Raw genomic sequence first — 11,944 nt, forward strand, 5'->3', positions numbered from 1 at the left:
TTCATGGCCCGCGCAGCCGGAACCGCCGAAGTGCCCAAGGGCGTGTGGGAAGGCACGCTCGGCACCAAGGCCATCGTGGCCTGCTCGAAGCACCGCCGAAGATCGAGACCGGGAAGAAAGAAGAATTCGCGTCCGGCCGCAGCTTCCGCCGCCTGCGCTTCGCCGGCCAGGAAACCATCGAACTCTCCGGCCCCGAGCCCACGCTGGCAGCCATCAACCGCGAGTTGCGCCGCGACTTCGACACCAGCAAGGACACGATCAAGGAGTACTTCGACAAGCGCCGCGAGTTCCTCGGGCGGGTCGGCGTACCGGCGGAAGACGAGAACACCGCCGATCCTTCGTATTGGAGCTCGCAGTGGCTCAGCATCCGCAACTACACCTGGGCGGCCAGCATGGGCCGCAACGGGATCTCCTGGTTCCATCGCACCTGGGACCTGCAGACAGGCAGGCAGGTCGACCCATGGTCCTGGTTCGGCCTGCGCTCGCTGTCGAAGTCGCGTCCGGCCGAGGGACGGCTATCCGGCACCGGAGGCGGCTCGATGACGCCGAAGCTGCGCCGCTTCCTGTTCCGCTACGCGGGCATCGACGCGTCGAAGGCCGAGGACAGTTGCCGGTCCAACTACGAAGAAGGCGCCTACTACGACCTGACGCTGGAAGCCAAGGGCATGCGCTTCGCCCAGCCGGCCTACGGCAACGGCTGCGAGATCGAGATCGAAGTGCCCTACGCCGAGCTCGGCCCGGTGCTCACGCCAGCGGGCAAGGCGGCGGTGCGGCGCATCCTCGAATCGGCAAATTGATCCTGGCTCAGGCTGCCGGCCTGCGTGCCAGCAGCGCCTGGATCGCAGCGTCCATCTCGGCGTACTCCCCTTCGCCGAAATGCTGCCGCATCACCTGCCCGCTGCTGTCGGCCAGGTAGAACGCGGGCCAGTACTGGTTGCTGTAGGCCCGCCAGGTGGCGAATCCGTTGTCCTGCGCCACCGGGTAGCGGATGTTGAAGCGCTCGATCGCGTCCTGCACGTTGCGCGTGAGCTTCTCGTAGGCGAACTCGGGCGAATGCACGCCCACCACGGTGAAGCCCCGGTCCTTGTACGTCTCGTACCAGCGCACCACGTGCGGCAGCGTGCGAATGCAGTTGATGCAGGAATAAGTCCAGAAGTCGACCAGCACCACCTTGCCGGACAGCCCCTTCATGGTGAGCGGCTCGGAGTTGAGCCACTTGTCGATACCAGTGAATTCGGGGGCCTTGCCGTAGTCGCGCAGCCCCGGCGAGGCGGCCAGCGCGCTGCGTGCCGGCCAAGCGCCACCCGCGGCTGCCGCCAGGGCGGAGGCACCTGCGGCGAGCCCCGAGAACGCCCTTCTGGACATCATGTTCATGATCGCAAACCTCGCTCGTGTGTCAGACCGACAGCGGTCAGGCGCGATTGTTCGCGGCGCACGCGCTGCGTGCGCATGTGTCACGGCAATTTGAACTTTGTCCCGGCGGCGTGATGGGCCGCCCAGGTCAGAACTTGCCCAGGTAGTCCATCTTGCCGATGGGCATGCCCTTGTGGCGCAGCACGTCGTAGGCCGTGGTCACGTGGAAGAAGAAATTGGGCACTGCGAACTGCAGCAGGTAGCGCTGCGCCGTGAAGGTCGCCTCGCCTTCGCGGGTTTTGATGGTCACCGGGCGGTCTTCGTGGCCGTCGATCAGCGCGCGGTCGACCGTTGCCAGGAAGTCCTGCGTCTTCGCGATGCGCGCGACCAGGTCGTCCCAGGTCTTTTCCTCGTCGGGGAAGCTAGGCGCGGTGACGCCGGCGATGCGGACCGTGCCGAACTTGGAGGCATCGCTGGCGCGCTGGATCTGGCCGACCAGCGTGAGCATGTCGGGCGCGAGGCGTGCATCGACCAGCTCGGCCGGGTCGATGCCGTTGGCCTTCGCGTGCGCGAGGCTCTTGTCGAGGATATGGGTGAGCTGGCCGAGTCCGCGCGTGAAGACGGGCACGGACAGGTCGTACATCGAGAGCGCCATGGTGTTCGAGGCCTGTGATCGGCCTGTGGTTGAGGTGGGCGGCGATTGTCACGCCGCCGCTGCCTCAGCGGCCGGCGGCGCGGATAAACCCCTCGATGGGATCAAGTTGTTCCGGCACGTTCAGCGCGGGCGCGTGACCGCAGGCAGGAACTTCGATCACCCGCAGCCGGCCGGCCGCGCCGGGACCGCGCTGCTTCATCTCCTCGACCACGCCGGGCAGCACCAGGTCGGACTCGGCTCCGCGCAGGCAAAGCACCGGCACCTCGATGGCGTCGTAGTGCGGCCAGATCAGGTAGTCGTTGTCGTGCGCGCTGAACTGCCGGACCATGGCCGGGTCGTAGTGCGGCGTCACACGGCCGTCGGGCAGCCGGCGCGTGGAGGTCTCGGTCAGCCGGCGCCATTGCGCGTCGCTGAGCCAGCCGTAGGGCTTGTAGACCGTGCGGAAGAAGGCTTCGAGTTCGGCCACCGTGTCGAAGGCCGGCGGCTCGCCCGCATAGGCGCGGATGCGCTCGATGGCCGGTTGCGCCAGCTCGGGCGCGTTGTCGTTGAGCACCAGGCTCGCGATGCGCGCCTTCATGCGCGGCTCGAACAGGCCCGAGGCGCAGACGGTGCCGATGGCCCCGCCCATCGAGGTGCCGACCCAGTGCACGCGCCCCAGCCGCAGTTCGTCGCACAGCGCATTGGCGATGCGCGCGTAGAACGAGAGCTTGTATTCCTCGTCTGGCAGCGGGCTCCACTGGCTCAGGCCGCGGCCGATGGTGTCGGGGCAGATCACGCGGAAGCCGCGCGAGGCGAAGTGCTGGGCCAGTTCGTCCATGTCGCGCCCTGTGCGCGCAAGGCCATGCCAGGCGATGACCACGGGCGCCTCGGGCGAGCCCCATTCGAGCCAATGGATCTCGCGGCCGGCGAGCTGCGCGTAGCGGGAAAGCGGAATCAGATTGTTGTTGTCGCTCATCGCGCAGCCCTTGCACGCAGTTTTCCGACGATGCCAGTCGGGAAGTAATAGACGGACAGCACGAACAGCACGCCCAGCCACAGCAGCCAGCGGTCGGGCGACAGCAGCGCGGCCAGCCATGGCAGGCCGCTGGCGGCCTCGTTGCCGATGCGCAGCAGGTCCTGCAGATAACTCTGCGCCACCACGAACAGCACCGCGCCGATGGCCGCGCCGTATATGGTGCCCATGCCGCCGATCACCACGATCAGCAGCACGTCGATCATGATCTCGAAGCTCAGCGAGGTATCCGGCCCGTTGTAGCGCAGCCAGATCGCGAGCATCGCGCCAGCCAGCGTGGCGAAGAGCGCCGACAGTACGGCGGCCGTGGTGCGGTAGACCACCACACGGTAGCCGATGGCCTCGGCGCGGAACTCGTTCTCGCGGATGGCCTGCAGCACGCGGCCGAAGGGCGAGTTCACGATGCGCAGCAGCGCCAGCACCAGCACCACCGCCGCCACGAACAGCAGGTAGTAGCAAAGCAGCCTGCCGTCGAGCGAAACGCCGAGGAAAGGCTCTTCCGCGAACTCGAAGCTCGGCGAGATCAGCTCGGGCAGCTTGAAGGTCAGGCCATCCTCGCCGCCGGTGAAGTCGGAAAGCTGCGAAGCCAGCGTCTGGAAGGCCGAAGCCACGGCCAGTGTGATCATGGCGAAGAAGATCGCGCGCACCCGCAGCGAGAAGAGGCCGATGGCGAACGACAGCACCAGCGAGATCGCCAGCGACGCGCCCAGCCCCACCAGCACCGCGCCCCAGTTCGGCCCGAGCCTCGAGGCCGAGATGGCGATGCCATAGGCCCCGATGCCGAAGAACATGGTGTGCGCGAAGCTCACGATGCCGGTGTAGCCCAGCAGCAGGTCGAAGCTGGCCACCAGCACCACGAACACCAGGATCTTGGCCGCGACACTCAGCGCCTTCACGCCGGGGAAGATGAATGGCGCGAAGGCCAGCGCGATGAACACCGCCAGCAGCAGCACGGCGAGCAGCCGGCTCCTGGGCATGTCGTTGGAGAGGAGTCGTTTCAGGAACATGTTTTCTTCCTCCTCTTCTTCAGCGGTTCGCCACCGGATACACGCCCTGCGGGCGCCACAGCAGCACGGCCACCATCAGGAAGATGCTCGCGAACTGGGTGAGCGTGGGCAGCAGGAAGCCCACGTAGTTGGTCATCAGCCCCACCAGCAGCGCACCGATGAGCGCCCCACCCGTCGAGCCCAGCCCGCCGATGATGATGACGATGAAGATCAGCACGTTGACCTGCGCACCCATCTGCGGCACCAGGTTCTGCTGGAAGAGGCCCCACATCACGCCGCCCAGTCCGGCCAGCGCGCTGCCGACCACGAACACGCCGACGAAGAGCCGCCCGATGCGGTAGCCCAGCGACTCGACCATCTCTCGGTCCTGCACGCCCGCACGGATGAGCAGGCCGATCTTGGTGCGCCCCAGTGTCCATGCGAGCACGCCGAACACGACAACGCCCACGGCCACCGCGAGCAGGCGGTACTTGCTGATGGCCGCGTCGCCCACCAGCAGCGAGCCGCGCAGCGCCTCGGGCAGCGGCAGCGGAATCTGCGCCGGGCCCCAGATCACCTTGATGAGTTCCTCGCCGATGATCATGCCGCCCATCGTGATGAGGATCTGCTTCAGGTGCTGGCCGTACACCGGCCGCACGATGAAGCGCTCGAAGGCCAGCCCCACGGCGCCGGCCACGGCCATCGCGACCAGCATCGCCGGGAACACCGCCACGAGGTTGCGCCAAAGCTCGCCCGAGCCGGTCCAGTCGCCCATGAGGCCGAGCACGCTGCTGGCCACGAAGGCGCCGAGCGCGATGAACACGCCATGGCCGAAGTTCAGCACGTCCATGAGGCCGAACACCAGCGTGAGGCCCGAGGCGATGATGAAGATGATCATGCCCATCGCCAGCCCCGCCACGGTGAGCGTGAGCCAGGTCGAGAAGGAGCCGGTGAGCGGCAACGCGGCGAGCGCCAGCACCGGGGCCAGGAGCAGCGGGCGCCAGTCGAAGTCGAGGGCTTTCATTGCTGCGCCTCCTCTTGCCCCCTCTCCCGATTGCGGGAGAGGGTTGGGGTGAGGGCCGACGGCGACGAGACGAGGTCATGGCCGTTGCACAGGCCGCCTGCCCTCACCCTAGCCCTCTCCCGCACGCGGGAGAGGGAACAAGACACGGAAATCGTCATAGCGCGAGGCCCAAGAGAGATTGCTGAAGTTGCGCGTCGGCGGAGAACTCCGCCATGGAGCCGGCGTGCACCACCCGGCCGTTGTCCATCACCGCGACGGTGTCGCCCAGCCGCTGGGCGAAGTTGATGTTCTGCTCCACCAGCAGGATCGTCACGCCGCTGCGCTTGAGCTCGGCGAAGGCGTCGATCATGTTGTTGATCATCACGGGCGCGAGGCCCTTGCTGGGCTCGTCGATGATGAGAAGCTCGCGCGGCTCCACGATGGCGCGCGAGACGGCCAGCATCTGCTTCTGCCCGCCCGAGAGCTTGCCGGCCGGGTGGTTCCAGAACTTCTCGACCGCGGGAAAGAGCTTGAAGATCCACTTCAGCCGCGTGTCGTCGATCTGCTGGGCATTCTTGGCGCCGCGCGCGGCCAGCAGCATGTTCTCCTTCACCGTGAGGTCGGAGAAGATGCCCATGTTTTCCGGCACGTAGGCGATGCCCAGGCCGGCGATCTGCGGCGTGTGCTGCGTGGTGATTTCCTTGTCACCGAAGCGCACCCTGCCCTGCGACGCATGCCACAGGCCCATGATGGTGCGCAGCGTGGTCGTCTTGCCCGCGCCGTTGCGGCCCAGCAGCATGGTGAGCTGGCCGCGCGGCACGGCGAGGTCGACGCCGTGGAGGATGTGGTAGGCCCCGATGTGCGTGTGCACGCCCTCGAGGGTCAGCAGATTGTTGGTGCTCATGCGGCCTCCTTCGCGACGCCCAGGTAGGCCTCCTGCACCACCGGCGAGGCGATCACCTCGGCGGGTTCGCCATCGGCCACCAGCGTGCCGTTGTGCAGCACGATGATGCGGTCCGCCAACTCGCGCACCACGTCCATCTTGTGCTCGACCAGCAGGATGGTCTTGCTCTTGTCCTTCTTGAGCTTGCGGATCAGGTCGAGGATGACGGGCGCCTCGGCCGCGTTCATGCCCGCCGTGGGCTCGTCGAACATGAAGACCTTGGGCTCCAGCGCCATCAGCAGCGCCACCTCCAGCTTTCGCTGGTCGCCGTGCGGCAGGCTCGCCACCGTGGCGTGCTCGCGCGACTTGAGCGCGACGTCGGCCAGGATCTGGTCGGCGCGCTCGGTCAGCGCCTTGTGGTCGCTCCAGATGCTCCACAGGTTGAGACCGCGCCGGTGCGCGCCCTCGCGCGTGGCCTGCACCGCGAGGCGCACGTTCTCCAGCACCGTGAGGTTGGGAAACAGGTTGGTGAGCTGAAAAGCCCGCCCCAGCCCCGCGTGCGTCCGCGCGGAGGGGGACAGGCCCGACAACGAATGCCCGTCGAGCGACACGGTGCCCGCGCTCGCCTTGAGCTGGCCCGAGATCAGGTTGAAGTAGGTGGTCTTGCCCGCGCCGTTGGGGCCGACGATGGCCGTCAGCGTGCCCGGCGCAAAGGCGCAGCTCACGCTGTTGACGGCCACGTGCCCGCCGAAGCGGATGGTCAGATCTCGGGTCTCAAGCATCGTCGTTGGTCATTGCGAATCGAAAGAAGGAAGAAAAGCCGAGCGGCCTCAACAGGTGCCGACTACGTAGTAGTTGGGACCGGTCTGCTTCAGCGTGGTCGTCACGTAGATGTTCCACAGGCCCATGGACTGGTTGGAGCCATAGGCATAAGTGAAGCCGTACAGGGCATAGGCGCGCCCGGCAATGGTGTGCGTGTAGTTGCTGGCGGTATAGCAGGTGCCGCCGCTGCCGCCGCCGGTGGTGGTGCCGGTCGCGGCCGACGACATGGCGCCCTCCACATTGCTCGCGTTCAGCGCGGCCACGGTCCAGCTGTAGGAGGTCGAGGCGGCCAGGCCGGTGTCGGTGTAGCTGGTGGCGGCCACCGGCGAGGCGTTGACCTTGCTGCCGCCGCGGTACACGTTGTAGCCGCTGGCGCCGCTCACGGCGTTCCAGGCGATCACCATGCTGCTGGCGGTGGCGCCCGATGTGCCCACGCCGGTGGGCGCCGGCAGGCCGCTGCCGCCCGAGGAACCGGTGACGCGGTCGATCATGGCCTTCATCGCGGCCATCTGCGGGCCCGACTTCTTCGCGTAGTTGGCGTTGTCGTAGCCCCACCAGTCCCAGCAGCTGTTGGTGGCGGCGGTGCTGGTCTGCGGATAGATCAGCACGATGTTGTTGGTGTCGGCCCAGCGGTTGTAGCCGGTCTTGCGCACGTACTGGTCGCTCACGTCGGTGTAGTTCTGCTTGCAGCCGTGCAGCACCAGGTGCACGCGGCACGAGGCGGTGGTGCAGGCCTGCGGCACGTAGATCCAGCCGGTGGCCGCCATGCCGTGGCCGCTGATGAACTCCGACTGGTTGAACTCGGTGAAGGTGCCGCCCAGCGTGCCGTTGTTGCGCGGGTTCAGCGGGCCGTACAGCTGCGTGAGGATCTCGCCCGCGAGGTCGAAGCCGCAGTTGTTGATGTAGGGGGCTGCGGTGGTGCTGCAGGCGCTGCCGTAGTCGTCGGTGACCATCGCGTGGCCCGCGCCGATGTTGTTCTTGTAGACCACGTTGGCCGAGGGCACGAAGCTCTGGTAGTAGGTCTTGAGGTCGTCCATCACCGCCTGCTTGACGGTGTTGTCCGAGGTGCCCGAGAACATGTAGACCTTGGAATTGCTCATGTTCGACACCGGGTCGATCGCACCGCTGGAAGCCCAGCTGTTGGTGGTGCTCACCAGCGACGCCACCGGGATGCTGGTGCTGTGCGTCATGCAGCGCCCCGTGGCGTTGAGCACCGAACCCTCGGCGCAGTAGTACGGACCGCCCGCCACCACGCCCGCGCCACGCTTGAAGGTGGCCGAGTACGCCACGTGCAGTTGCACCGCCATGAAGCCGCCGGCCGACAGGCCCGACACGCTCACCTCCGCCGGGTTGGCGCCGAGCGCCGGAAGCGGCACCGCCGCCTGAGCGGCATGCGCCGCCACCGTCATCGCCGCGGCCGCGGCGAGTCCCTTCCAGTTCTTCCATTTCATCGCTGGCATCGCTGTCTCCTTCTGTTGTGGGTATCGAACGTTTGCTTTGCTGACTGACGAATCGAATCGGCCGTGGGAACTTCACGCCGCCGCGAAGAAAAAGGCGCAGGCTGGCGCTTCGCCCGGCGGCCATCCGGGGCGAAAACGGGGCGGCGCTCCTCGGGCGCCGCGCGGGTCAGGGGGAACGATCTACGCCGTGGCGCTCAGCGTTTATTTTTGATGGGGATGTCCATCTCTTCGGGCTTGATCTCGTGCACCAGCTCCGGCACGCCCCAGGCGAACGCCGGGTCGACCTTGATCTTGAAGTGGTACATCGACTGCATCGCCTGGTGGTCTTCCTTGCGGAAGGTCATCTTGCCCTTGGGCGTGTCGAAGCTCATGCCTTCCATGGTGCTGATGAGCTTGTTGGTGCTGGTGTCGCCGTTGGTCTTCTTCAGCGCCGTCACCACGGCCATCGCGGCGGAGAAGCCGCCGGCGGTGAAGAAGTCCGGCGGCGTCTTGAATTCCTTGTAGTGGGCCGACACCATCGCCTCGTTCACCGGGTTCTTCGGAATGCCGAAGTAGTAATAGGCCGCGCCTTCCATGCCCGGCAGCGCCTTGTAGGCAGCCATGGCCGGCAGGATGTTGCCGCCCGTGGCGATCTCGATGCCGTAGCGCTTGAGGTCGAGGTCGACGATCTTGAACGGGTTGCCCGCGCCGGCCCAGACGATCCAGATGATCTTGCGGCCCGGCTGGTCCTTGAGCTTGTCGATCAGGCGCTGCGCGCCGGCGGTGAAGTCGGTGGTGGCGGGCGGCAGGTATTCCTCGTGGACCAGCTTGGCCTTCTTGAGCGCCGAGCCGAAGGCCTTCACGCCGTCGCGGCCGAAGGCGTTGTCCTGCGCCAGCGTGGCCACGGTCACTCCGGGCTTGTCGACGGCCACGGCGTTGGAGATCGCGTCCTGGCTCGAATTGCGGCCGGTACGGAAGATGTACTTGTTCCACTTGTCGCCGGTGATCGAGTCGGCAACGGCGGGCTCGACCAGCAGGATCTTCTTGTATTCCTCGGCCACCGGCAGCATGGCCAGCGCCACGCCCGATGCCGTCGGGCCGATGGCCAGCGCTGCCTTGTCGTCCGAGTAGGCGGCCGCCAGCAGCGACTTGCCCAGGTCCGGCTTGCCCTGGTCGTCCTTCTCGATGACCACCAGCTTCTTGCCGTTGACCATCATCGTGCCGCCGGTGGCGTAGTTCAGGCCCATCATCAGGCCGGTCTGCGTCTGCTTGCCGTAGGCTTCCAGCGCGCCGGTCTTGCTGTAGATATGGGCGATGCGGATTTCATTGGACTGCGCCCAGGCGGGAGCGGCGGCCGAGGCGCAGGCGGCGAGCGCGGCCAGGGCGACGAGGTGGCGACGGTTCATTCTTTGTCTCCTGAAAAAGGTGACTGAATATTGCACAGTTCGTGCCACCCGCTAAGCCATTGATAACAAACGTTTCTCCATTCGAGAGAAGCGCCTTCCGGCTGAATTCAGAACACTCGCGATGTCTGAATTTCAGTCGAATGTCTGATTTTCAGTCAGGGTTTTCGCGGAGGCCTTGCGCTGGGCGATCCACTGTTCGAACTGGCGCTCGGCCTGCATCCGGAACTCGTTGCGCGCATGGTTGCAGGCCGCGTGCGCGAGCCGCCGGTGCTTCGACGAGCGCACGCCGCCGAAGGTCGAGTCCACCAGATGCTCGATGGTGGCCGACTCCGGCCGGCCCGCGGGCTCGCCGAAGTCCATGGGCAGCCCGCACCAATGGCAGTTCGGCCCGAAGGTGGAACGCAGCGCCCTGACGCTCACAGGTTCGCGTACTCCAGGATTTCCTGGCCCATCAGCGTGCAGTCGTTGCCCGACACGAAATAGATGAGCCGCATCCGGTACTCCCCCTTGTAGATGCTGCCCCAGACCTCGAGCACCTTGAACTGCTGCTTCTTGTTGGCCGGGTTGCGGATCGGCGGCAGCTCCTTCACGTCGGGGCTGATGCGGATCCGGTCGTCCTCGCCGAAATGGAAGGTCAGCAGCTTCTTGGCACGGGAGACGGCTTCGCCGGAGCATTGAGGCGCGGCACCGGCGATGCCGGCGGCGGCGCAGAGCGCGAGACAGGCGGTGGTACGGGCAAGAGCCTTCTTCATCGGGTGTGGCGTCGGGGTTGTGTGCAGGGGCGGGAGTATCGCTCGGGCACAGGCTCACTGTTCCTGGCTCGTCATCCGCTCATACAGGGTCGCCCGCGAAATACCGAGCAACCGCGCCGTCGCCAGCTTGTTGCCGCCCGTGGAAGCCAGCGCTGCGGCGATAGCCTTGCGCTCCAGCTCCGCCACCTGCTGCGACAACGGGCGCAGCAGCGCGGCCTGCTCATCAGCGTCGTGGCTGGTCTGCAGGGTGGCCGGCAGCTCGATCTGCTCCAGCCCGGCTTCGCGCAGGATGCGCTCGAGCTGCACGGCATCGATGCGCTGCGAATCGCTTCGCATCGTCACCTGCTCCAGCACGTTGCGCAGCTCGCGGATGTTGCCGCGCCAGTGCTGGCCGGCGAGCAGCGCGAGCGCGTCGGGCGTGAGCTCGGGCGGCGCTTCGCCGCTGCGCAGCGCCATGTCCTCTCCCAGCGCCTCGACGAGCGCGGGAATGTCGGCACGCCGCTCGCGCAGCGGGGGCACGCGCAGCGGGAGCACGTTGAGGCGGTAGTACAGGTCTTCGCGGAACTGGCCGCGGCGCACGAGCTCGGGCAGGTCGCGCGAGGTGGCGGCGATCACGCGGGCGTCGAAGGGCACGAGCTTGTTGGAGCCCAGCGGCTCGATCTCGCCCTCCTGCAGCGCGCGCAGCAGCTTGGCCTGCAGGCCCAGCGGCATGTCGCCGATTTCGTCGAGGAACAGGCTGCCGCCGTCGGCCAGCTTGAACTTGCCTTCGCGGCCCTTGCGGTCGGCGCCGGTGAAGGCGCCGGGGGCGAAGCCGAAGAATTCGGCTTCGAGCAGCGTGTCGGGCACCGCCGCGATGTTCACGCTGACGAACTGGCCCTTGGCCCGCGCGGACGAGGCGTGGATGGCATGCGCCAGCAGTTCCTTGCCGGTGCCGGTCTCGCCCAGCAGCAGCACCGGGCTCGTCGACTGCGCCGCGCGCCGCGCATGGCGCTTCACCTCCACCGCCGCCGGGCTGCTGCCGATGAAGCTCGCGAAGGTGTATTTGGAGCGCCGCTGTCCGTCGCCCGAGTGCTGGTAGAGCGGGTTGTTGCGCTGGCTCGCGAGCTCGCGGCGGGCATCGTCGAGGTCGCGCTGCAGCAGCGCGAACTTGCTGATGAGCGGCTGCAGCGTGGTCTCGGGCTGGTCGAACAGCACGATGCCGATCGCGCCGATGACCTTGCCCATGCCGCCCTCCCCGCCTTCGCGCTCTTCGCGAAGCGGAATGCGGCTGACGACGAAAGTACCAGCCTTGTTGGTCAGCAGGTCGACCAGAATGGGCTCGCCGGTTTCGAGCACGCGGCGCATCTGGGTGTTCGGGATCACGTCCTCCACCATGTGGCCCATGAACTCGTCGATGGACGAGAAGCCCAGCGCGGGCAGGAAGCGCCGGTAGCCCTCGTTCACCCACACGATGCGCCCGGTGCTGTCGACCAGGAACATGCCCTGGCTGATGCTCGAAAACAAATGAAACATCGAGCGCGCGGCGAGCGCGAGAATGCCCTCGGCATCGAGAGGAAGCGAGGGTGTTGCGGTGGAGGCTGCTGGCATGGCGGGATCGTAGCGCGGGCCGGATCCGCACCTTAAGCCTTAAGGA

13 protein-coding genes are annotated in these 11,944 nt (G+C 66.8%); 1 reads left to right on the plus strand and 12 read right to left on the minus strand.

Going from position 1 to position 11,944, the window contains the following annotated elements; genetic code table 11:
* The first annotated feature begins 44 nt into the window (after positions 1-44).
* Positions 45-797 carry a hypothetical protein gene (locus ABL843_RS17505; protein WP_418116671.1) on the plus strand — a complete coding sequence of 251 codons (753 nt, stop codon included), beginning with the start codon at positions 45-47 and terminating at the stop codon, positions 795-797.
* A 7-nt stretch (positions 798-804) separates the two neighbouring features.
* Here the strand turns inward: ABL843_RS17505 and ABL843_RS17510 are convergent, their stop codons facing one another.
* The 12 genes from ABL843_RS17510 to ABL843_RS17565 form a co-directional block, all read right to left on the minus strand.
* Positions 805-1,368: a thioredoxin family protein gene (locus ABL843_RS17510; protein ID WP_418120487.1), complete on the minus strand. Its 564-nt coding sequence runs from the start codon at positions 1,366-1,368 to the stop codon at positions 805-807.
* 133 nt (positions 1,369-1,501) lie between these two features.
* Complete coding sequence (locus ABL843_RS17515) at positions 1,502-2,008, minus strand: DUF1993 domain-containing protein (protein WP_418116672.1); 507 nt, start codon at positions 2,006-2,008, stop codon at positions 1,502-1,504.
* Between the two features lie 64 nt (positions 2,009-2,072).
* Positions 2,073-2,963, minus strand: coding sequence for an alpha/beta fold hydrolase (locus ABL843_RS17520; protein ID WP_418116673.1), 891 nt, complete (start codon positions 2,961-2,963; stop codon positions 2,073-2,075).
* Positions 2,960-4,027, minus strand: a complete 1,068-nt coding sequence (locus ABL843_RS17525) for a branched-chain amino acid ABC transporter permease (RefSeq protein WP_126023899.1) — start codon at positions 4,025-4,027, stop codon at positions 2,960-2,962. Before ABL843_RS17525 ends, ABL843_RS17520 begins: the two co-directional genes overlap by 4 nt.
* Positions 4,028-4,046: 19 nt before the next feature.
* A complete protein-coding gene (locus ABL843_RS17530) occupies positions 4,047-5,030 on the minus strand; it encodes a branched-chain amino acid ABC transporter permease (protein ID WP_126023898.1) in 984 nt (327 codons plus the stop codon).
* Between the two features lie 154 nt (positions 5,031-5,184).
* Entirely contained in the window at positions 5,185-5,913 is a 729-nt protein-coding gene (locus tag ABL843_RS17535; protein ID WP_184637393.1) for an ABC transporter ATP-binding protein, read from the minus strand.
* Positions 5,910-6,674: an ABC transporter ATP-binding protein gene (locus ABL843_RS17540; protein WP_184637390.1), complete on the minus strand. Its 765-nt coding sequence runs from the start codon at positions 6,672-6,674 to the stop codon at positions 5,910-5,912. The genes ABL843_RS17535 and ABL843_RS17540 overlap by 4 nt, the downstream gene beginning before the upstream one ends.
* A 48-nt stretch (positions 6,675-6,722) precedes the next feature.
* Positions 6,723-8,174, minus strand: coding sequence for a fibronectin type III domain-containing protein (locus tag ABL843_RS17545; protein ID WP_126023895.1), 1,452 nt, complete (start codon positions 8,172-8,174; stop codon positions 6,723-6,725).
* 194 nt (positions 8,175-8,368) lie between these two features.
* On the minus strand, positions 8,369-9,559 hold the full coding sequence (locus tag ABL843_RS17550; RefSeq protein WP_126023894.1) for a substrate-binding domain-containing protein: 1,191 nt from the start codon (positions 9,557-9,559) through the stop codon (positions 8,369-8,371).
* Between the two features lie 132 nt (positions 9,560-9,691).
* Complete coding sequence (locus ABL843_RS17555) at positions 9,692-9,919, minus strand: hypothetical protein (RefSeq protein WP_418116674.1); 228 nt, start codon at positions 9,917-9,919, stop codon at positions 9,692-9,694.
* Positions 9,920-9,975: 56 nt separating this feature from the next.
* Positions 9,976-10,311 carry a hypothetical protein gene (locus tag ABL843_RS17560; RefSeq protein ID WP_418116675.1) on the minus strand — a complete coding sequence of 112 codons (336 nt, stop codon included), beginning with the start codon at positions 10,309-10,311 and terminating at the stop codon, positions 9,976-9,978.
* Positions 10,312-10,365: 54 nt separating this feature from the next.
* Entirely contained in the window at positions 10,366-11,898 is a 1,533-nt protein-coding gene (locus ABL843_RS17565; RefSeq protein WP_418116676.1) for a sigma-54 interaction domain-containing protein, read from the minus strand.
* Positions 11,899-11,944 lie beyond the last annotated feature (46 nt).

The organism is Variovorax sp. 350MFTsu5.1 (assembly GCF_048302515.1).
GTDB classification, from domain to species: domain Bacteria; phylum Pseudomonadota; class Gammaproteobacteria; order Burkholderiales; family Burkholderiaceae_C; genus Variovorax; species Variovorax guangxiensis.

Bases quoted from the DNA above. Each gene is read 5' to 3' on its own strand.
- ABL843_RS17530 (WP_126023898.1), bottom strand. From the start codon at position 5,030: ATGAAAGCCCTCGACTTCGACTGGCGCCCGCTGCTCCTGGCCCCGGTG.
- ABL843_RS17525 (WP_126023899.1), bottom strand. From the start codon at position 4,027: ATGTTCCTGAAACGACTCCTCTCCAACGACATGCCCAGGAGCCGGCTG.
- ABL843_RS17520 (WP_418116673.1), bottom strand. From the start codon at position 2,963: ATGAGCGACAACAACAATCTGATTCCGCTTTCCCGCTACGCGCAGCTC.
- ABL843_RS17560 (WP_418116675.1), bottom strand. From the start codon at position 10,311: ATGAAGAAGGCTCTTGCCCGTACCACCGCCTGTCTCGCGCTCTGCGCC.
- ABL843_RS17515 (WP_418116672.1), bottom strand. From the start codon at position 2,008: ATGGCGCTCTCGATGTACGACCTGTCCGTGCCCGTCTTCACGCGCGGA.
- ABL843_RS17545 (WP_126023895.1), bottom strand. From the start codon at position 8,174: ATGCCAGCGATGAAATGGAAGAACTGGAAGGGACTCGCCGCGGCCGCG.
- ABL843_RS17540 (WP_184637390.1), bottom strand. From the start codon at position 6,674: ATGCTTGAGACCCGAGATCTGACCATCCGCTTCGGCGGGCACGTGGCC.
- ABL843_RS17550 (WP_126023894.1), bottom strand. From the start codon at position 9,559: ATGAACCGTCGCCACCTCGTCGCCCTGGCCGCGCTCGCCGCCTGCGCC.
- ABL843_RS17535 (WP_184637393.1), bottom strand. From the start codon at position 5,913: ATGAGCACCAACAATCTGCTGACCCTCGAGGGCGTGCACACGCACATC.
- ABL843_RS17510 (WP_418120487.1), bottom strand. From the start codon at position 1,368: ATGATGTCCAGAAGGGCGTTCTCGGGGCTCGCCGCAGGTGCCTCCGCC.
- ABL843_RS17565 (WP_418116676.1), bottom strand. From the start codon at position 11,898: ATGCCAGCAGCCTCCACCGCAACACCCTCGCTTCCTCTCGATGCCGAG.
- ABL843_RS17555 (WP_418116674.1), bottom strand. From the start codon at position 9,919: ATGGACTTCGGCGAGCCCGCGGGCCGGCCGGAGTCGGCCACCATCGAG.